This window comes from Paenarthrobacter sp. DKR-5 (assembly GCF_018531425.1).
Lineage (GTDB): Bacteria > Actinomycetota > Actinomycetes > Actinomycetales > Micrococcaceae > DKR-5.
The window spans coordinates 410,087-428,424 of the sequence record NZ_JAHBOI010000004.1; the positions used below are offsets into that span (position 1 = coordinate 410,087).

Sequence of the window (18,338 nt, forward strand, 5' to 3'; positions counted from 1 at the left end):
CGCCGGGGGAGCCGGGGACGGCAGGCCCTTTCTGTCCGGCGCGCGGCACCGTTGCCGCCGTTGGGCTCCAAAAAACCGCCGAGCCGCCCGGGCCGACGGGCCGGAAGCGGCGCTGCGGATCGTCCTCCCGTGAAGGGAAACGTCCCATGAGACGACATCCAGCTTTCCGTTCAGTCCGGCACCTGACGCGCGCGCTCGCGTCGGTGCTCATCGCCTCCCTGGCACCCCTCGTCGTCGGCGCGGCACCGGCCGCCCAGGCCGCGCCGCCACGCACCTGGACGGTGCTGGCCGGATCGCAATCCGACGACATGGCGCTGCAGGGAATGTCTTTCCTGCCCGCCAACATCTACATCGACGCCGGCGACACCGTCCGGTGGACAGCGAACTCGGCCGAAATCCATACCGTGACTTTCCTCGCCACGGGCCAGTCGCTGGGCTCCCTCCAGCCGTTCGACCCGGCGAAACCGAATGAACTCCTGCGGCGCGGAGGCTCAAGCTACAACGGGCACAGCTATTACAACTCCGGCATCCTCACCACGGCGCCGAACAGCGGCCTGCCCGCGGTCAAAAGCTACAGCCTGACCTTCCCGAGGACGGGCACCTACACCTACTACTGCCTGGTGCACGGAACGGCGATGAAGGGCACGGTCCACGTGCGTGCTGCCGGCACGCCCTATCCCTACAGCCAGCGCGACTACAACCGCCAGGCGAGGGAACGGGAAGAGCGCATCCTCGATGACGGGATGGACCTGTGGCAGCAGGCCCGCGACGACGCCGGGCGCCACACCGTGATTGCCGGCGCCGACGACGGCACCGCCATGGTGATGCGGTTCGTCCGTGCGACGGTGGTGATCCGCACCGGCCAGCGTGTCACGTTCGTGAACAACGGCATGGGCGCCCCGCACACGGTGACCTTCGGCAAGGAACCGGCGAACCCGTTCGCGAAGGTGGGCAATCCCCGCAACTTCCGCGGCGGCCAGTTGAACTCCGGGCTCCTCGCGCCGCATTCCTCGTTCACGGTGACCTTCACGAAGGCCGGCACCTTCACGTACGTCTGCGCGCTGCACGACTACATGGGCATGGTGGGCAAAGTCGTCGTCCGGGACCCGTCCGGGGACTAAGCTCTCACACAGCGGACTCCCAGATTCGGCTGGGAGAGTGGCAGGGACCGCCCGGGAGATCCCGGCGGTCCCTGCCGCGGCCCGCACCGCGCGGCCCCGGACCACCCCGACGACCCCACCACGACCCAAAGGATGATGCCCTTCATGGCCTCCACCCCGTTTGAGGAAACCACGCTAGAGCCGGCCCGCGCAGCCACCCTGCCGGACCGGCCCTACACCCTGACTGCGAAGCTCGCCGCTGAGGCGTTCGGAGCTTTCGTGCTGGTGTTCGGCGGCCTGGGCATCGCGCTGTTCGCGGGCGGGGGAAACACCACCAGCATTCCGGTGGGCCTGGGACTGGGCCTGGCCATGATGGTGGCGGTCATCGCCGTGGGCCGGGTTTCCGGCGGACATTTCAACCCGGCTATCACGCTGGGCTCGGCCATCGCGGGCCGCACCAAGTGGAAGCTGGTGCTGCCCTACATCGTGGTCCAGGTCGTCGGTGCCGCACTCGCCGCGGTCGTGCTCTTCCTTGTGCTCAAGAGCTACCCGCAGATCAGCAGCGTGGACAAGGTCTTCAGCAGCCTCGCCAACGGTTTCGATGACCACTCGCCGTCGAAGTTCCCGCTCTCCGGTGCGCTGCTGGTGGAGGTCGTGACCACCGCCGTCTTCGTCGGCGTGCTTCTTGCCTCCACGTCGGCCCGTGCCAACAAGGCGCTGGCCCCGGTGGGTGTGGGTCTGACGTTCGCGGTGCTGGTCCAGGTGGCCCTGCCGATCACGAACGCATCGCTGAACCCTGCGCGCTCGACGGCTGTCGTTTTCTTCGCGGAGGGTTTCGCGGCGCAGCAGCTGTGGCTGTTCTGGGTCGCTCCGCTGCTCGGCGGCGCCATCGCCGGCCTCGTGGCACGGTTCTTCACCGCCGAACCGGTCTCCGACGCCCGCTACGCAACGGCAGAAGCGGCTGAGGAGCCGGCTGCGGCCGAGGACGTCCCGGCAGCTGCGGACGTCCCGGCGGCCGCGGCCGGAAGCGGAGCGGCAGCGCCGGAGCAGCAGGAACCGGCGGCGCGCGATGACCGCGAGGCACGTGATTTCTTCGACAATCCGAAGGCCTAGGCACGTCGCGGAAGGAATTGTCGGAGGCAGCCGATAGCGTAAAAACATGAGGCTGCTGCACACATCGGACTGGCACTTGGGGCGCTCCTTCCACGGAGTCGGCCTGCTGGAGGCCCAGCGCCGGTTCATCGAAGCCATGGTGCACACGGTGCGGACCGAGCAGGTCGATGTCGTGCTGATCGCCGGGGACGTCTACGACCGCGCGCTGCCCGGCGTCGACGTCGTGAACCTGCTCGACGAAGCCCTGGTCGGGATCACTGCCGCCGGTGCGCAGGTGGTCCTGACCAGCGGCAACCACGATTCGGCGGTCCGGCTCGGCTTCGCCGGCAAGCTGCTCGCGCGCGGCGGCGTGCACCTGCGCACCCGGGTCGCGGACCTGGACCTGCCGGTGCTGCTGCCGGTCGGGGACGGGCAGCTCGCCATCTACGGCCTGCCGTATCTCGAGCCGCGTCTGGTGGCGGATGAACTCGGCGTGGAAACGCCGGGGCACTCCGCCGTGACGGAGGCCGCGCTGGACCGCGTCCGCCTCGACCTGGAGGACCGCCGGCGGGCGGGGACCGTGCACGCCGTCGTGATGGCCCATACCTTCGCCAGCGGGGGAGCGGGCTCCGACAGTGAACGGGACCTGAGCATCGGAGGTCTCGGCGCAGTGCCGCTGTCCCTGTTCGAGGACTTCGACTACACCGCGCTCGGGCACTTGCACGGCCGGCAGCAGCTCAGCGGGACAGTGCGTTACTCGGGATCGCCGCTGCCCTACTCCTTCTCCGAGGCCCGGCAGCACAAGGGCGGCTGGATCCTGGACTTCGGCCCGGCGGGACTCGTGTCGGTTTCGGCCGTGGACTGGCCCGCCGAACGGCGGCTGGCCGTGCTCCGCGGCCGGCTCGCGGAACTTCTCGAGGACCCGGCGCATGCCTGGGCCGAGGAGGCGTACTGCCAGGTCACGCTCACCGACCCGCAACGGCCTGCGCAGGCGATGGACAAGGTCCGGGAAAGGTTCCCCGACACAGTGGTGCTCGCCTTCGACCCGGAAGGCCGGAGCGAGGAGCAGCGGCTCTCGTACAGCGACCGGCTTGCCGCCGCAAAGAACGACCTTGAGGTGTGCTGCGGGTTCTTCGACCACGTCCGCGGCCGTGCCGTGGATTCCGAGGAGAAAGCCGCCCTCACGGCGGCCCTGGATGCGGCACGTGCCGCGGAGGTGCAGCGATGAGGATCCACCGGCTTGAGGTGCAGGCCTTCGGGCCCTTCGCGGGACGCGAGACAGTCGATTTCGACGAGTTGAGCGAGCAGGGCCTGTTCCTGCTCAACGGGCCCACCGGCGCAGGCAAGACGAGCGTCCTGGACGCCATCTGTTACGCCCTGTACGGCTCCGTTCCGGGTTTCCGCCAGGAGGGCCGGCGGCTGCGCAGCGACCACGCCGATCCAGCCACCGCGCCCGAAGTGGTGTGCGAATTCAGCACCAGGGGCCGCCGGCTTCGGGTGACGCGCAACCCTGCGTGGGAGCGGCCCAAGAAGCGCGGGGACGGCACGACGACGAGCCAGGCCAAGGTGCTGCTGCAGGAACGGGTGGACGGCGCCTGGCTGCCGAAGTCCGAGCGCAATGACGAGGCCGGCGCCGAGATCGAGGCTTTGCTGGGCATGAACCGGGAGCAGTTCACCAAGGTCGTGCTGCTCCCGCAGGGGGATTTCGCCGCCTTCCTGCGCGCCAAGGCGGACGAACGGCAGAAACTGCTGCAGCAGCTCTTCGGCAGCGAACGCTACGAACGACTGCAGGAGCAGCTCGCCGCCGACGCCGCCGCCGCGCGCAGCCGTATGGGCGAGGCGCAGCGCCGGCTTGAGGCCGTCCTGGCGCTGGCCGAGCACGAGGCGGCGTCCGTGCCGGCGGAGGGCGCTGCCGGCGAGCCGGCCCGCGGGCTGGAAGAGCCGGCTGGTCCCGCAGAGTCCGGAGGCGCTGCCGCCGCAGCCGGAGACCCGGTGGCGTCCCGCGAGCGGCTCGATGCCTTGCTGGCACGTGTCCGCGAAGAAGCAGCAGAGGCGGCCGGAGCCGTCGAGGCTTTGCGCTCGCACGCGGCGTCCTGCCGCGCCGAGGCCGACGACCTCGCGGCCCTGGCCGCCCGGCACGGCAAACTGGCCCGCGCCGAGTCCCTGCGTGCCGCTGTCGCCGCGGCCGCCGCAGACCAGGCACGTCGGCAGCAGCGGCTGGAGCGGCACCGGGCGGCCGAAGTCCTTGCCGGCCGCATCGACGTCGTCGACGCCGCCGCGGAGGACCTCTCCGGCGCCCGCGCGGCGCTGGCCGATGCCGAAGAGCGGGTGCGCGCCGAGCAGGCGTGCCCGGCCGCGGAAGCTCCCGCGGAGGAGCTCGAACGCGGGCGCGAGGCCTTCGCCGGGGAAGCAGCGGTCCTCGAGTCCATGGTTCCGGACGAACAGACCTACCTTCGTCTGTGCGGCGAGGCTGACAGGCTGGGCGCCTCCGCGGCGGAGGCGGCGGCCGCAGGCGAACGGCACGCGGAGGAGCTCCAAGCACTCGGGGCCGCCATCGCCGGGCTGGAAGAAACCCGAAACCTGCTGGCCGAGCTGGTCCGGGACCTGACGCCGCGGCGTGCCCGGGCGGCGGCGGCCCAGGACGTGCTCGGGCTGGTCACCAGCTACCGTGAAGCCGTCCGCACCCGCCTGCAGCGCGAGGAAGAGCACCGCCAGGCCCGCGAGGCCGCGCTCACGGCGAAGGACACGTGGCTGGAGCTGTTGCGCGGCAGGCTCGAACAGGCCGCCGGGGAGCTCGCTGGCCGGCTTCGCGACGGCGAGCCCTGTGCTGTCTGCGGCGCAACCGAGCACCCCGCGCCCTCGCTGTCCAAGGCTGACGGGCACGCAGCCGTGGAAGCGGAGGACGCGGCCCGGGACGCCTACGACCAGGCGGAGGCTCAGTCGCGGGCCGCGGACGAACGCCGCGGAGCTGCTGAGCGGGAAGAAGCGGTCCTTGGGGCCCGCGGCGGCTCCGCGGACCCGGCGGCCGCGGCAGCGGAGGCCGCCGCCGCCCTGCGTCTCGTGGAGGAGGCCGAGGAAGCCGAACAGGAGCTGGCGCGCGCCGAGGCCGAGCTGGCGCGGCTTCGCACGACGTCGGAGCAGGTCAGGGCAGCGGAGGCGCAGTCCCGGCACCAGGCGGTCGAGGACGCCGCCCGGGCGGCGTCCTCCTCCGCCGCCGCGGCCGAACTGGAGGAGAAGCTCGTGGCGGCACGGGACGGCTTCTCCAGTCTGGCGGAACGGGCCGGCGAGCTCCGCCGGCTGGCCTCCGTGCTGGACGGCTGTCTGCGCGCCAGGGACCGGGTCCGGCGGGCCGGCGAGGCGGCCCGGAAGGCCGAAGCCGCGCTGTCAGCCGCCCTCCCGGCCTCCGACTTCGGCACCGCCGGCGAGGCCCGCGCCGCACTGCTCGCGCCGGCCGAATCGGCCGCGCTGCAGCGGGCCTGCGAAGCCTTCGAGACCGAGAGCACCCGTGCGGCGGTGGCGTTCGAGGACGCCGACGTGAGCACGGCCGCGGCGGAAGCCCTCGCCGGTGTCGCCGTTCCGGACCAGGTCCGGCTGCACGCGGCGGAGCAACGGGTCGCGGAAGCGGAAGGGCGCCTCGAGCAGGCCGCGCTGCGCGGCGGCCTGCTTGACTCGGCAGCACGGCGGCTCGCCGAGCTGCGGGCCGACTTCGAGACCGCGGCGGCCGAGGCCGAGCCGCTGATCCGCCGGGCATCCCTGCTGGCCGGACTCGCGGACACGGCCCGGGGCAGCCGGGATAACCTTCGGAACATGTCGCTGAGCACCTACGTTCTCGCAGCCCGGCTCGAGGAAGTGGCCGCCGCAGCGTCCCTGCGGCTGGCTGCGATGAGTGACGGCCGCTACACCCTGACCCACGACGATTCCAAGCGCGGCAACGCGAAGTCCGGGCTCGGGCTGCACGTCATTGACGAGTGGACGGGCCAGGAGCGGGACACCGCGACGCTCTCCGGCGGCGAGTCCTTCATGGCATCACTGGCGCTGGCGCTCGGGCTGGCCGACGTCGTGCAGCAGGAGGCCGGCGGGGTCGACATCGAGACACTCTTCGTGGACGAAGGCTTCGGCAGCCTCGATGAGGAGGCACTCGAACAGGTGATGGACGCGCTGGAGGGCCTGCGCGACGGCGGCCGCGTGGTCGGCCTGGTCAGCCATGTGGCCGAAATGAAGCTGAGGATCAGTTCCCAGCTGCGCATCGTCAAGGGCCGGCACGGGTCCAACGTGGAGTTCTCCCGGGCCAGCCTCACCTCCGTGTAGGCGCCCGCTCGGGTCCTCTACACTGAGGGGGTATCCGGGTTGCGCGCATCGGGAGGAGGGACGATGCGCACGATTCAGCGACCGGAAAAATGACACCCTCCGCATTCCCCGCCGACCCCTCGGCACGCCCGATCCCTACGCACCCGACACCTCCGACACCCGCGCCGTCGACGCCGGTGCATTCGACGCCGGCCGCTCCCTTCCGGACGACTCGCCGCTACGCCGTGCTCCCGCAGCTCGCCGGCAAGGCCTTCCTGCCGGTGGGTTTCCTGGCCCGGCTCCCGTTGGCCATGCTCACCGTCGGCGCCCTCACGCTCGCCACCGCCACGAGCGGATCCTACGCCTTCGGCGGTCTGGCGGCGGGGGGAGTGGGCCTGGGCTCGGCCGCGGGAGCCCCGCTCTTCGGTCTGCTGGCGGACAAGGCCGGCCAGCGGCGCGCACTGCTGGCGGCCGCCGCCGCGAACTCCGCCGCCGTCGGCCTGCTGCTGACGGCAGCCCTGCAGCAGGACAGGGGTGCCGCCGGCAGAGCGCTTGTACTCGGCCTGGCCGTGCTCGCCGGCGCTACGTCACCTCAGGTCGGGTCGCTGGCGAGGGTCCGCTGGATGGCGCTCACGCACGACCGGACGACCGGCGCCCCCGACGCCCGCCAGCTCGAAGCCGCGCTCTCCTACGAGAGCACCGCCGATGAACTGACCTTTGTCCTCGGGCCGGCACTGGTCGGACTGCTGGCGAGCGTGGCCGCGCCCTGGCTTCCGCTGGCGCTCGCCGCCCTGCTGACAGCCACCTTGGTCACCGCCTTCGCCCTGCACCCGACGCACGCCGCAGTGCCTCCGGCCCGCAGCTCCGCCGCACCTGCGGCTGTCCGGGCCGTCAGCCGGGCAGTGGCGGTCCCTGTGCTCGCCATGGTGTGCATGGGCACCTTTTTCGGCTCTGTGCAGACAGGGCTCATCGCTTTCGCCGGCAGCCTTGGCGTCGCGGACCTGGCCGGCCTGTTCTACGCCGTGATGGGGGTCAGTTCGGCAGTGGCGGCGCTCTCCGTGGCCTACTGGCCGGAGCGCTTCAGTGTGCGCAGGCGTTGGCTGGCGGCGGCCGCCCTGATGAGTGCCGGAGGCTTCGCCCTGTCCCTGCCCTCGGCACTCTGGCCGATGCTGGTGCTGCTCTTCGCCGCAGGCATCCCGGTGGGGCCCATGATGGTCACGGTCTTCCGGATCGGCGGCGCAGTGGCGCCGGAGGGGAAGCTGGGCACGGTGATGACGGCCCTGGCCAGCGGGATCGTGGCCGGGACGGCAATCGGCTCTGCTGCGGCCGGCGCCGCGGCTCAGTCAGCCGGGTACCATCAGTCCTTCCTGGTGGCCGCCGCGGCAGCAGCGGGGCTGCTGCTGCTCGGCGCCGCGGCGGGGCGCCAGCGCGCACGGGGTGCTGGAGGTCGCCCGGTGAACCGGCGCTAGAGCAACTGTGCTTCGATCCGGCGCGCGGCCGCCTGAAGCCGGGCTCCGATGGCGGCGACCTCCCGGTCGGACCGGATGTAGACCACGGCAAGGGCGGCCGGCAGCTGGCCGGGCACGACGATCGGCGCCGCCACGGCTGACGTACCGGCGATGACTTCGTCGTGGCTGACGGCGTAACCCAACTCCCGGGCGGTGCGCGACTCCGCCCGGTAGGGCTGCCCGGGCGCCTGGACCTGCCACTGCTCCTCGGTCATGGCCGACTGGATGGCGATGCCGGGGGCGCCGGCGCTGAACGAGTGCCGGGTCCCCGGCCGCTGCACCAGCGTGGCGGCCCGGTGGCGAGGCTCCACGGTCACCAACGTGACACAGTCGTGCTGGTCCCAGACGGCCACGAAGGCGGTCATTGAGAGTTCGTTGGCGATCTCGGTCAGTTCCGGCAGCGCGGCCGCCTGCAGGTCCCGCGAAACCCCTCGCGCGAGCGCGGCCAGCCCGGGGCCGGCCTGTACCCGGCCGGCGTCGTCGCGCATCAGGAGGGAGTGGTCCTCCAGCGTGCGCAGGATGCGGTAGGCAATCGACCGGTGCACCCCCAGGGCCGCCGACAGTTCGGCGATCGTCATCGGCGCGGGCGACTCCGCGAGGATCTCCAGGGCGCGGATGCCGCGGGAGAGGGTCTGCGAATGGGCGGCGCCGGCCTGTTCGGGCCGTGCCGCTGCCGCCGTCGTGTCGCTCATGGCTTCATCATAGGCACCCGCCGCCTCGCCGCCGGACGGTCCCGTGCCCCTATTGTGCCCCGGCTCACACCGGGATATCGTTCTCTATTGGCACACACCATTCCATTATCGAACATCGTCGGTGCCGATCAGGGAGCACAGCGAGGTGTCACTCATGAATCTGCCCAGCCCGGCGCAGCACCAGCAGGGCCGGCGTGCCCTTCCGCCGCGCGCCCAGCATTTCCGCGGCAGCCTCGGCCGGTTCGCCACCGGCGTGGCGATCGTGACCTTCGACGGCGTCAGCAAGCGCCACGGCATCACGGTGAATTCCTTCACCTCCGTCTCGATGGAGCCGCCGCTGGTCCTGGTGAGCATCGCCCGCACCACGAAGGCCCATGACGAACTGGCCGGCCGGCCCTTCACCGTGAACATCCTCGGGGCCGAACAGCAGGGCCTCGCCCTGCATTTCGCCGGCAAGCCCGGGCGCGAACCCCAGTGGGTCGAGGGCGACGTCGCCCCCCGCCTGGCGGGCGTGCTGGCCTTCTTCGAGTGCACCCCGTGGGCCGCCTATGACGGCGGGGACCACACGCTCTACCTCGGAGAGGTGGTGGCTTTCGACTACCGCAACGGTGACGCGCTGGCCTTTGCGAACAGCCGGTTCACCACGATCCCCGAAAGCCAGCTTGGCGTCGAGGACCTCCTCTAAAGCGCCTCCATCAACCATTCCGTCCCGCAACCACCACCAGAAACTGGAGCAGTCCATGGGCATCCGCACCGGCCAGCAGTACCTCGACCGACTCAACGCCATGCACCCGCACGTCGTCATCGACGGCGAAGTGGTCAGCGAGAAGATCGCAGAGCATCCCGCGTTCCGCAACGTCGCGCGCTCCTACGCCAAGCTTTTCGACATGCAGCACGAGCCGGAGCACCAGCCGGACCTGACCTACACCTCCCCGACCACCGGGGACCTGGTGAACGCGTCCTTCCTGGTGCCCAGGACCGTGGAGGACCTCCGGAAGCGGCGGGCCGCCATCTCCACCTGGGCGCGCTACTCGAACGGCTTCCTGGGCCGCTCCGGCGACTACATGAACTCGTCACTGACAGCGCTGAGCACGGCCGAAAAGTGGTTCTCGCAGGCGGATCCCCGTTTCGGCGAGAACATCCGCAACTACTACGAGTACGCGCGCGAGAACGATCTGCTGGCGACTCACACCCTGATCCCGCCGCAGGTCAACCGGTCCGTCTCGGGGTCCGAGCAGCTCGGCGGCCAGCTCTCGGCCAGGATCATCGAAGAGCGCGAGGACGGCATCGTCATCCACGGTGCCCGCATGCTGGCGACCATCGCCCCGATCGCGGACGAGCTGCTGGTGTTCCCGTCCACTGTCCTGCGCGGGACCCCTGAGGATGCGCCTTACTCCTACGCCTTCGCCATTCCGAATGACGCGCCGGGCCTGCGCTACCTGTGCCGCACCTCGCTCTACAACGGCGGCGGCGTGCACGACGAGCCGCTGGCGGGACGGTACGAGGAGATGGACGCCGTGGCCATCTTCGACAACGTGTTCGTGCCGAATGAGCGGATCTTCATGCTTGGCCACCCGGAGCTGTGCAACAGCTTCTACACCGAGACCGGCGCCGGCGCCCTGATGACCCACCAGGTCGTGACCCGCACGGTGGCCAAGAGCGAATTCTTCCTCGGCCTGGCCTCCGAGCTGGCCGAGTCCATCGGCATCGACGGCTTCCAGCACATCCAGGAGGACCTGGCGGAACTCATCGTCGACGTCGAGATCGGCAAGGCGCTGGTGCGCGCCGCGGAGGCGGACGCGGAACTGAACGGTAACGGCGTCATGCTGCCGAAGTGGGCCACGCTGAACGCCGCCCGCAACTGGTATCCCAAGGCTGCCCAGCGCTTCCCGCAGATCATCCGCAAGTTCTGCGCCTCGGGCCTGATGGCGTTGCCCGGGGAAGCAGATGTGAACAGCGACGCCCGCGCCGACATCGAGATGTACCTGCAGGGCAAGACCCTCACCGGCCCGGAGCGGGTGCGCCTCTTCAAGCTCGCCTTCGACGCCAGCATCTCCGGCTTCTCCGGCCGCCAGTCGCTCTACGAATACTTCTTCTTCGGGGACCCGGTCCGGATGGCCGGCGCCCTGGTGAACAGCTACGACCGCGCTCCCGTGCGCGAGCGTGTCAAGGAGTTCCTCGCCCGCGAGGACTGAACCGCGAGGACTGAACCGCGAGGACTGAACCGGGAGGGAGCGGTCCCGGGCCCGGATCGGACGGGTGGGCATCAATATGCGCCTGGGCTGGCGCCGCAGCATGCCTGCGGTGGTAGCCTCGTGGCCATGACGCCGCAGGAGATCGCTAACCTGGTGCACCTGCGCCGTGCCCGTGACCTCATCGACCGCGACTACGCGCGCCCGCTCGATGTGCCGACAATGGCCCGCAAGGCCCTGATGTCCCCGGCCCACTTCTCCCGGCAGTTCCGCGCCGCGTACGGCGAGACCCCGTACGGCTACCTCATGACGCGGCGGATCGAGCGGGCGATGGCGCTGCTCCGCTCCGGCGTGAGCGTCACGGACGCCTGCATGGCGGTCGGCTGTACTTCCCTCGGGTCCTTCAGTTCACGGTTCACCGAGCTCGTGGGGGAGCCGCCCAGTTCCTACCGGCTGCGGGAGCACCGCGCCGTCAATGCCATGCCCGCCTGCGTGGCCAGGACGCACACCCGTCCGCGCCGGCAGGGCGTGTCAGCTCCGGCGGCATCGAGCAGGATTCGAGAAGCGGCCGGTCCCGCGGCCTCCTAGAGTTGCCGCATGACTATCGCACTCCAGTACACCAACATCACCGTCAACGACCCCGACGAGGCGCTCGCTTTCTACCGGGACGCGCTTGGCCTCGAGTTGCGCAACGACGTTGCCCAGGGCGGGTTCCGCTGGGTCACCCTCGGCACACCGAGCCAGCCGGGACTGGAAATCGTGCTCGCGGAACCGCACGCGGGCCGCTCGCAAAGCGACGGAGACATGCTGCAGGAGCTGCTCACCAAGGGCGTGCTGCACAACATCGTGTTCCGGGTCGACGACCTTGATGCGACCTTCGAAAAAGTCCGGGCTTCGGGAGCCGAGGTGCTTCAGGAACCGATCGAGCAGCCGTGGGGCCAGCGTGACTGCGCGTTCCGTGATCCCTCGGGCAACATGGTCCGGATCGCGCAGGCACCTTCCGCCTAGCGGCGGCCTTCGGTCAGTTCCTGGCCGCTGCGGAGCGCGGCGGGGTGCCCGGCACGGGCGGAATGCGCACCAAGCCGATCGGCGTGAGCGACTCGGTCATGTCTGCCGCTCCCGCAGCCTCCGCGCTTGAGCGCATCAGCTCCGCCACCGCTGCCTCGGTCTCGGCGGACTCGGGCTCGTTGGAGAGCGCCGCCGGCAGCCAGTGCCGCAGGGTAAGGGCGACGTCGTGGGCGCTGGGCCGGTCCTCGGGCTGGCGTGCGGTCATCGCGGACAGCAGGCCGGTCCAGTCGGTGCCGAGCTCCAAGGGGATCTCCGGATCCCGCAGCAGCCGTGCCACTGTCGCTTCGAGCAGGGGGCCAGGGAAGGCCTTGACGCCGGTGAGGCACTCGAGCAGCACCAGGCCCAGAGAGTAGATGTCCGTCGGCGTGGACACGTTGGTGCCCGTTGCCTGCTCCGGGCTGAGGTAGCTGGCGGTGCCCAGCGTCGCGCCGTGGACCGTGATCTGGGAGGAATCGAGGTTGCGGGCGATGCCGAAATCGGTGAGCTTCGGGTGCGGGCGCGTGTCACGGTCCTGGTCGGCCATGAGCACGTTTGCCGGCTTGACGTCCCGGTGGATCACGCCCTGGTTGTGGATGTAGTGCAGCGAGTCGGCGAGATCGGCGCCGATCTGCATGACGTCGGGCGAGGGGAGGGGACCCTCCTTGAGGCGCCCGCGCAGGTCCGGTCCGTCAATGAGTTCCATCACCAGGAACGCGCGGGGAATGTCGCCCTCGGGCCCGTGCAGCCCGGCATCGATCAAGGTGATCAGGCCCGGATGGCTCAGGGTCGCGAGCAGCTTGACCTCGATCTCCTGGCGGCGGACGTCGTCGGCGCCCTCGGTGCTGGGGGGAAAAAGCTTGACGGCTACTTCCCGGTCCAGGTGCTCATCGACGGCGCGGTAAATCGTCGCTGAGCCGCCATTGGCGATGAGCTGGGTCGTCCGGTAGCGGCCGCCAAGAAGTTCTTCCATGCTTCGGTCCTTCCGAGGGCCCTTGATGGTAAGCCTACTGACTTACCGGGGCCAAGTTTACATACGGCAACCAAAGCGAGCAGTGGATCCGTCCGCATTAATGATAACGGGAGGGACACAATTCCCCGGACACGCTCAGCTGGCGAGGAAAGCGATTGCCGCCTTCTTGAAGGCGCGGCTCGTCACGACGTCCGCATGGGTCCGTCCAGGGATCCAGACGACGTCGGCGCGTCCGCTCAGCCGGGCCAGCTCCGGCATCGTCGAAGCCAGCTCGTCCTGCTCCCCGGCGACCAGCAGCAGCGGCATCTTCGGGACCGCTTCGGTCGGTGTGAAGGGTTCTGCCTTGATCGCCTGGACCATGCTCATCAGGGCGAACATGTTGTTGCCCGGAACCAGCTGGGCCATCCGGAGCAGCTCCTGGGTGCTGCGGTCCGCGATGGGCGTGCCGTCGGCCAGAAACTGCTGGGCGGCGGCCAGATCGAAGTCCGCCAGCGGGTCGTGGCTGGCCGGTCCGCCAAGCACCATGCGGTGCACGAGCTGGGGCTGGGCCCCGCCAAACTCCCAGGCAAGGCGCGCCCCGAGGGAGTAGCCGATCAGGTCCACTCCGCTGGCGGGGTCCTCGGCACGGTACGGCCGCACGCCGACGTCGGCCAGCAGCTGCAGCAGTTCGGCGCGGATGCGGCTGGGGCTGTATTCATCGAGCTCATCGGGGGCCGGGCTGGACCCGTGTCCGGGCAGGTCCACGGTGACCACGCGCCGGCCGGCGTCGGCCAGGGCCGAGAGCCACCCGGCGTCGGACCAGTTCAGCCGGGACGAAGAAGCGAAACCGTGCAGCAGCAGGACCGGCCGCTCCAGCGCGGCGGCATCGGGCTCGTGGACCTGGAAGGCGAGCTCCTGCCGGCTGCCTTCGACGAGGTGCTCCGGCCGGGTCCCTTGGTGCCGCGCGTTCACCGGTTCAGTCCTCGTCCGGGACGGCCGTCAGCCGGACGCGCCTTTTCGGCGCCTCGTCCCGCGGCACGGTGCCGACGATGCCGGCAGCGTCATCGGCGACTTCGAAGACAATCAGGGGCTCGCCGACGGAGACTTTCGCGCCCGGCACGCCGTAGGTGCGCAGCACCTTGCCCGCCTGCGGCGAAGGCAGCTCGACTGCCGACTTCGTGGTTTCGACCTCGACGAGCGGTTGGTTGCGCTCCACCTGCTCGCCCGGTTCGACCAGCCATTCGAGCACCGTGGCCTCGATCAGGCCCTCGCCCAGGTCGGGAAGGGGAAACGACAGCTCAGCCACGGCGATACTCCAATACTCGCTGGATTCCGAACAGAATCCTGTCAATGTTGGGAATGTACTCGTCCTCAAGGTCCCCCGAGGGATACGGTACGTCGAAACCGGTGACGCGCTCAACGGGTGCGCGCAGGGTGTCGAAGCACCGTTCGGTGACCAGGGCTGCCACTTCGGCCCCCAGGCCGGAGGTCAGCGGCGCTTCGTGGACGACGACGGCCCGGCGCGTTCGGCGCACCGAGGCCGCGAGCCCTTCCGCGTCGAGCGGCTTGAGCCACCTCAGATCCAGCACTTCCACCTCGATGCCGTCCTCGGCGGCCAGCTCGGCAACCTGCAGGCAGCGCGCCACCATGGCCCCCCACGCGATGAGCGTGACGTGCTTTCCGGGGCGCGCCACCCGCGAGCCGAGGTCGCCGTCCGCGCCCCGGCGTCCGGTGCTGACCTCGCCCTTCTGCCAGTAGCGGGATTTCGGCTCCATGAAGATGACCGGATCGGGCCGCGCCGCCGCGTACCTGAGCAAGTGGTAGGCCTCCTCCGGGGTCGATGGGGAGACCACCTTCAGGCCGGGGACGTGAGCGAAGAGTGCCTCAAGGCTTTCCCCGTGATGCTCGGGGGCGCGGATGCCGCCGAAACTGGGAACGCGCAGCGTGATCGGCATGGGCAGCGTGCCCCGGCTGCGGTAGTTCATCCTGCCGATCTGGCAGACGATCTGGTTCACTGCCGGGTAGGCGAAGCCGTCGAACTGGACCTCGGGGAGCGGATGGAACCCTGCCATGGCCAGGCCCACCGACATGCCGAGGATCCCGGATTCAGCCAGCGGAGTGTCGAAGACGCGGGCCGCGCCGAAGCGCCCCTGCAGCCCGTCGGTGACGCGGAAGACGCCGCCCAGGGTGCCCACGTCCTCGCCCAGCACGACGGCGGCGGGATCCGTGGCGAGGATATCCGCCAGCGCCAGGTTCAGGGCCTGCTGCATGGAGAGCTGACGCGGCGCTGCCGGCTCCGGATCCGCCCCGGTGCGGCCGGGCGCGGCGATGGTGGTTTCAGACATGCTCGGACTCCACCCGCCAGGCGGCCGCCTGGGACTTCAGTGCGCCGGTGGGCTCCTGGTACACGAACTCAAACATCTCGCGGCCCGGCCGGGGACCGAGCGCCGCAAGTTTGGTGCGCACCTGCTCGGCATCGGCGGCGGCGGCGCTGCGCGCCTCCTCGAGGAACGCCTGGTCCGCGGCGCCGGTGCGGAGGAGCTGTTGGGCAAGGCGTTCGAGCGGGTCGGTGCCGGCGTCGCGGCGTTCGTCCTCGAGCGAGCGGTACCGGCCCGGGTCGTCGCTGGTCGAGTGCGGACCCCGGCGGTAGGTCATCGCCTCGATCAGCACCGGGCCGCCGCCCGACCGGGCCTGCGCGAACGCCCGCCGGGTGGCCTCCACGACGGCTACGACGTCGTTGCCGTCCACCCGTTCGGAGACGATCCCGTAGCCGGCGGCGCGGGCGGCCACCGATCCGCCGGCCACCTGCCGCTCGGTGGGCACGGAGATGGCCCAGCCGTTGTTCTGCACGAAGAAGACGACCGGGGCGCGGAGGACGCCGGCAAAGTTCATCGCCTCATGCACGTCGCCCTGCGAACTGGCGCCGTCGCCGAAATAGCTCAGGGCCACGCCGTCGTGGCCGGCCAGGGTCTGGCCATGCGCCCAGCCGACGGCGTGGAGCACCGAGCCGGCCACCACGGCCTGGACCGGAGCGAACCGGCTCTGCGCCGGATCGTACAGCCCGCCGTGCCAGAGCGCCTTGTGAGTGGCCATGTAGCCGACCATGTCCACCCCCATGGCCCGGGCGACGCCGAGCTCGCGGTAGGTCGGGAAGGCAAAGTCGCGGCGGCGGTCCACTACGAAGCCGCTGCCCACCTGCGCGGCCTCCTGGCCGAGCTGAGGAGCGAAGCCGGGAATGGCGCCCTGGCGCTGCCAGGCAACCGCGGCGGTATCGAGGGCCCGGGTGGCCGCCATCAGCCGGTAGAGCTCCCGCAGTTCCGGTGCGGTCAGGGCTGGCGGGTCAGTCGTCGCTGGCATGGCCCGAACGCTAGCGGCAGCCGGAGGGGTCTGCAATTGGGAGGTGTAACCTTGCCCACAGTGCGCAGTTTGTCGGGGCGGTTGCCGGGGGGAACTGTACAAATTGTCCGGTTTGTGGCCGAAAGGATTCCCGTGGGCGTTGATGCGCTCGATGCCAGGATCGTCACCTTCTTCACCGAGCACCCGCGGGCGTCGGTGCTGGAGGCCTCGCGGCTGCTCGGCGCCGCGCGGGGCACCGTCCAGGCGCGGCTTGACCGGCTCGCCCGGGAGGGCGTCATCGCGTCCTGGGCCCCCCAAGTGGACCCCGGCACCTTCGGTTTCCCCGTCGTGGCCTTTGTGTCCCTGGCCATCAACCAGGACCTGGGCCACCATGCCGTGTCCGACGGTCTGGCCGGTATCCCGGAGATCCTCGAACTGCACACCGTCACGGGCGAAAGCGACCTGCTGGCCCGGGTCGTCGCCCGCTCCAACGCTGATCTCCAGCGTGTGCTGGATGCTGTGCTCGCGACCCGGACGGTGGTGCGCGCGTCCACGGTGATTGTGCTCAACACCCACTTCCAGGGACGGACGCTGCCACTGTTCCGGTCCGCTGCCGGGCTCCAGGAGCGGCCGGGGGTCACCTCAGGGCATTCATAAACCCGACAATGATGGCCGTCCACCAGCACAGCTGGGACAGGGACATGCTCACCAGCATGTGCAGCCGGGTGCCCCGCCGGAGTTCGGTGAAGCGGGTTTCGGCCGGGTTGGCGCGAAGCTGGTGGATCACCGGGTCGATGGTGATGCCGTTGACCATCAGGATCAGCACGGCCGCGAGCTTGAGCTGGGTGGGGCCGCTGGTTACTGCCGGGTGCAGCAGGGCGCCGCTGGCCAGCAGCCCCGCGATTCCTCCCCAGATGACCGGCCGTGCGGCGTGTTCGAGGCGGCCCAGTTCATGGATGCCGCGGCGCCCGAGCAGCCAGAGGAAGCCGTGCCAGTCCACGAGGAGTACCGCTCCGAACCCGAGGGTCAGGGACAGCACATGGACGGCCAGGCTGATGCGGAACAGCAGCGGGCCGGCGGTGGCGGATGCCCCGACGGCGACCGAGGCGCCCCAGGCGGCGACGACGAGCGGCACGGTGAGCGGCAGAAGCCTGCCGGACTTCGGGGGCAGCCGGTGTGCGGCCATCCGGTGCGCAGCCATCGAGCGGCACCTCCCTGACGGAAAACAGCTGAGGCTGCCCTCATGATAGAGCCGGAGAAGGCCTCCGGCACCCCCGTGGCGGGGGCACATTTGGGGCCGGGCGGGATTGGCCGTAGAATCAGTTGTAGTCATCTTGACCATAACTAGTGGTTCGGCCCCGGAAGCGAAGGGAGTCCCGTGTACTCCAGTGCCGCGAATGTCAGCGAGCGCCTGCAGCAGCCGCCGTCGCTGGCGATCTCCACGGTGATCTTCGCCTTGCGCCCCAGCGAGTCCTCGGGCCGTCCCACGCTGTGGCTGCCCTTGGTGCGGCGCATCCGGGAACCGTTCAGGGGCCTGTGGGCGCTTCCCGGCGGTCCGCTGAGCCACACCGAGTCCCTGCTCGACGCCGCCGGCAGGAACCTGCAGGAAACGACGGGCCTGGTGCCGAAGTACCTCGAACAGCTCTACGCCTTCGGGGGCCTGCACCGTTCGCCGAGCCAGCGGGTGGTATCCATCGTCTACTGGGCCCTCGTCCAGCCGACCGAGGCCGCGCTCGCGGAGGAATCCGCCAACGTGCGCTGGTTCCGCGCCGACCGGCTGGGGACGCTGGCCTTCGACCACAACGAAATCGTCGAATACGCCCTGTGGCGGCTGCGCAACAAGATGGAATACGGCTCCATCGCCTACCACTTCCTGGGGCCGAAGTTCACCCTTGCCCAGGTGCGCGAAGTCTACGAAGCGGTGCTCGACAAGAGCCTGGACCCCGCCAACTTCCGGCGCCAGCTCAAAGCCACACCGCAGATCGAGGCCACGGACGAATACCTGCAGGGCGGCAAACACCGGCCTCCGCGGCTGTACCGCTACACCGGAGCCGCGGCGGCCCACGCGGTGCCGGGCCAGCCCGCTGCCGGCGAACCGGCCCTCGCTTACACCTTCCAGCAATAGGACCCACGGA

The 18,338-nt window shown here is 70.3% G+C and carries 18 protein-coding genes; 11 read left to right on the top strand and 7 right to left on the bottom strand.

The features are described 5' to 3' along the window. Positions 1-146 precede the first annotated feature (146 nt). From KIH31_RS11125 to KIH31_RS11145, 5 genes are all read left to right on the top strand, one after another. A complete protein-coding gene (locus tag KIH31_RS11125; RefSeq protein WP_214427171.1) occupies positions 147-1,121 on the top strand; it encodes a plastocyanin/azurin family copper-binding protein in 975 nt (324 codons plus the stop codon). Between the two features lie 144 nt (positions 1,122-1,265). Then, positions 1,266-2,213, top strand: coding sequence for an aquaporin (locus KIH31_RS11130; RefSeq protein WP_214427172.1), 948 nt, complete (start codon positions 1,266-1,268; stop codon positions 2,211-2,213). Between the two features lie 46 nt (positions 2,214-2,259). Then, positions 2,260-3,420 carry an exonuclease SbcCD subunit D gene (locus KIH31_RS11135; protein WP_214427173.1) on the top strand — a complete coding sequence of 387 codons (1,161 nt, stop codon included), beginning with the start codon at positions 2,260-2,262 and terminating at the stop codon, positions 3,418-3,420. After that, positions 3,417-6,500 (top strand): AAA family ATPase, encoded by a 3,084-nt coding sequence (locus tag KIH31_RS11140; RefSeq protein WP_214427174.1) that lies wholly within the window; start codon positions 3,417-3,419, stop codon positions 6,498-6,500. Before KIH31_RS11135 ends, KIH31_RS11140 begins: the two co-directional genes overlap by 4 nt. A gap of 89 nt (positions 6,501-6,589) precedes the next feature. Next, a complete protein-coding gene (locus KIH31_RS11145; protein WP_214427175.1) occupies positions 6,590-7,948 on the top strand; it encodes an MFS transporter in 1,359 nt (452 codons plus the stop codon). On the opposite strand, the gene KIH31_RS11150 is transcribed toward KIH31_RS11145, so the two are convergent. Beyond that, positions 7,945-8,679, bottom strand: a complete 735-nt coding sequence (locus tag KIH31_RS11150; protein WP_214427176.1) for an IclR family transcriptional regulator — start codon at positions 8,677-8,679, stop codon at positions 7,945-7,947. The two genes, KIH31_RS11145 and KIH31_RS11150, sit on opposite strands and share 4 nt — an antisense overlap. A gap of 154 nt (positions 8,680-8,833) precedes the next feature. Between KIH31_RS11150 and KIH31_RS11155 the strand changes: the two genes are divergently transcribed. The 4 genes from KIH31_RS11155 (at position 8,834) to KIH31_RS11170 (ending at position 11,879) form a co-directional block, all read left to right on the top strand. Next, a complete protein-coding gene (locus KIH31_RS11155) occupies positions 8,834-9,364 on the top strand; it encodes a flavin reductase family protein (protein ID WP_214427177.1) in 531 nt (176 codons plus the stop codon). 55 nt (positions 9,365-9,419) lie between these two features. Beyond that, the gene (hpaB, locus tag KIH31_RS11160; protein WP_214427178.1) at positions 9,420-10,874 is read left to right on the top strand and encodes a 4-hydroxyphenylacetate 3-monooxygenase, oxygenase component; all 1,455 of its coding nucleotides are present in this window, start codon (positions 9,420-9,422) and stop codon (positions 10,872-10,874) included. A gap of 126 nt (positions 10,875-11,000) precedes the next feature. Beyond that, the gene (locus KIH31_RS11165) at positions 11,001-11,459 is read left to right on the top strand and encodes a helix-turn-helix transcriptional regulator (protein ID WP_214427179.1); all 459 of its coding nucleotides are present in this window, start codon (positions 11,001-11,003) and stop codon (positions 11,457-11,459) included. A gap of 9 nt (positions 11,460-11,468) precedes the next feature. Beyond that, positions 11,469-11,879 (top strand): VOC family protein, encoded by a 411-nt coding sequence (locus KIH31_RS11170; RefSeq protein WP_214427180.1) that lies wholly within the window; start codon positions 11,469-11,471, stop codon positions 11,877-11,879. Between the two features lie 13 nt (positions 11,880-11,892). Here KIH31_RS11170 and KIH31_RS11175 read toward each other — a convergent pair whose 3' ends face one another. The 5 genes from KIH31_RS11175 to KIH31_RS11195 form a co-directional block, all read right to left on the bottom strand. Continuing rightward, positions 11,893-12,888, bottom strand: a complete 996-nt coding sequence (locus KIH31_RS11175) for a serine/threonine-protein kinase (RefSeq protein ID WP_214427181.1) — start codon at positions 12,886-12,888, stop codon at positions 11,893-11,895. 135 nt (positions 12,889-13,023) lie between these two features. Next, on the bottom strand, positions 13,024-13,839 hold the full coding sequence (locus KIH31_RS11180; protein WP_214427182.1) for an alpha/beta fold hydrolase: 816 nt from the start codon (positions 13,837-13,839) through the stop codon (positions 13,024-13,026). A gap of 4 nt (positions 13,840-13,843) precedes the next feature. Then, the gene (locus KIH31_RS11185; protein WP_214427183.1) at positions 13,844-14,173 is read right to left on the bottom strand and encodes a biotin/lipoyl-containing protein; all 330 of its coding nucleotides are present in this window, start codon (positions 14,171-14,173) and stop codon (positions 13,844-13,846) included. Then, positions 14,166-15,212 (bottom strand): transketolase C-terminal domain-containing protein, encoded by a 1,047-nt coding sequence (locus KIH31_RS11190; protein WP_214427184.1) that lies wholly within the window; start codon positions 15,210-15,212, stop codon positions 14,166-14,168. The genes KIH31_RS11185 and KIH31_RS11190 overlap by 8 nt, the downstream gene beginning before the upstream one ends. Next, the gene (locus KIH31_RS11195; RefSeq protein WP_214427185.1) at positions 15,205-16,224 is read right to left on the bottom strand and encodes a thiamine pyrophosphate-dependent enzyme; all 1,020 of its coding nucleotides are present in this window, start codon (positions 16,222-16,224) and stop codon (positions 15,205-15,207) included. Before KIH31_RS11195 ends, KIH31_RS11190 begins: the two co-directional genes overlap by 8 nt. Before the next feature lie 132 nt (positions 16,225-16,356). Here KIH31_RS11195 and KIH31_RS11200 point away from each other — a divergent pair, with 132 nt between their 5' ends. Next, positions 16,357-16,860 carry an Lrp/AsnC family transcriptional regulator gene (locus KIH31_RS11200; RefSeq protein WP_214427186.1) on the top strand — a complete coding sequence of 168 codons (504 nt, stop codon included), beginning with the start codon at positions 16,357-16,359 and terminating at the stop codon, positions 16,858-16,860. Here the strand turns inward: KIH31_RS11200 and KIH31_RS11205 are convergent. Next, positions 16,841-17,404 carry a hypothetical protein gene (locus tag KIH31_RS11205; RefSeq protein WP_214427187.1) on the bottom strand — a complete coding sequence of 188 codons (564 nt, stop codon included), beginning with the start codon at positions 17,402-17,404 and terminating at the stop codon, positions 16,841-16,843. The genes KIH31_RS11200 and KIH31_RS11205 overlap by 20 nt on opposite strands. A gap of 177 nt (positions 17,405-17,581) precedes the next feature. Between KIH31_RS11205 and KIH31_RS11210 the strand changes: the two genes are divergently transcribed. Continuing rightward, on the top strand, positions 17,582-18,328 hold the full coding sequence (locus KIH31_RS11210; protein WP_214427188.1) for an NUDIX domain-containing protein: 747 nt from the start codon (positions 17,582-17,584) through the stop codon (positions 18,326-18,328). Positions 18,329-18,338 lie beyond the last annotated feature (10 nt).

Excerpts from the sequence above, each read along its gene's own strand:
- KIH31_RS11125 (WP_214427171.1), top strand. The coding sequence starts at position 147 with ATGAGACGACATCCAGCTTTCCGTTCAGTCCGGCACCTGACGCGCGCG.
- KIH31_RS11130 (WP_214427172.1), top strand. The coding sequence starts at position 1,266 with ATGGCCTCCACCCCGTTTGAGGAAACCACGCTAGAGCCGGCCCGCGCA.
- KIH31_RS11135 (WP_214427173.1), top strand. The coding sequence starts at position 2,260 with ATGAGGCTGCTGCACACATCGGACTGGCACTTGGGGCGCTCCTTCCAC.
- KIH31_RS11140 (WP_214427174.1), top strand. The coding sequence starts at position 3,417 with ATGAGGATCCACCGGCTTGAGGTGCAGGCCTTCGGGCCCTTCGCGGGA.
- KIH31_RS11145 (WP_214427175.1), top strand. The coding sequence starts at position 6,590 with ATGACACCCTCCGCATTCCCCGCCGACCCCTCGGCACGCCCGATCCCT.
- KIH31_RS11150 (WP_214427176.1), bottom strand. The coding sequence starts at position 8,679 with ATGAGCGACACGACGGCGGCAGCGGCACGGCCCGAACAGGCCGGCGCC.
- KIH31_RS11155 (WP_214427177.1), top strand. The coding sequence starts at position 8,834 with ATGAATCTGCCCAGCCCGGCGCAGCACCAGCAGGGCCGGCGTGCCCTT.
- hpaB (WP_214427178.1), top strand. The coding sequence starts at position 9,420 with ATGGGCATCCGCACCGGCCAGCAGTACCTCGACCGACTCAACGCCATG.
- KIH31_RS11165 (WP_214427179.1), top strand. The coding sequence starts at position 11,001 with ATGACGCCGCAGGAGATCGCTAACCTGGTGCACCTGCGCCGTGCCCGT.
- KIH31_RS11170 (WP_214427180.1), top strand. The coding sequence starts at position 11,469 with ATGACTATCGCACTCCAGTACACCAACATCACCGTCAACGACCCCGAC.
- KIH31_RS11175 (WP_214427181.1), bottom strand. The coding sequence starts at position 12,888 with ATGGAAGAACTTCTTGGCGGCCGCTACCGGACGACCCAGCTCATCGCC.
- KIH31_RS11190 (WP_214427184.1), bottom strand. The coding sequence starts at position 15,212 with ATGTCTGAAACCACCATCGCCGCGCCCGGCCGCACCGGGGCGGATCCG.
- KIH31_RS11195 (WP_214427185.1), bottom strand. The coding sequence starts at position 16,224 with ATGCCAGCGACGACTGACCCGCCAGCCCTGACCGCACCGGAACTGCGG.
- KIH31_RS11205 (WP_214427187.1), bottom strand. The coding sequence starts at position 17,404 with ATGGCTGCGCACCGGATGGCCGCACACCGGCTGCCCCCGAAGTCCGGC.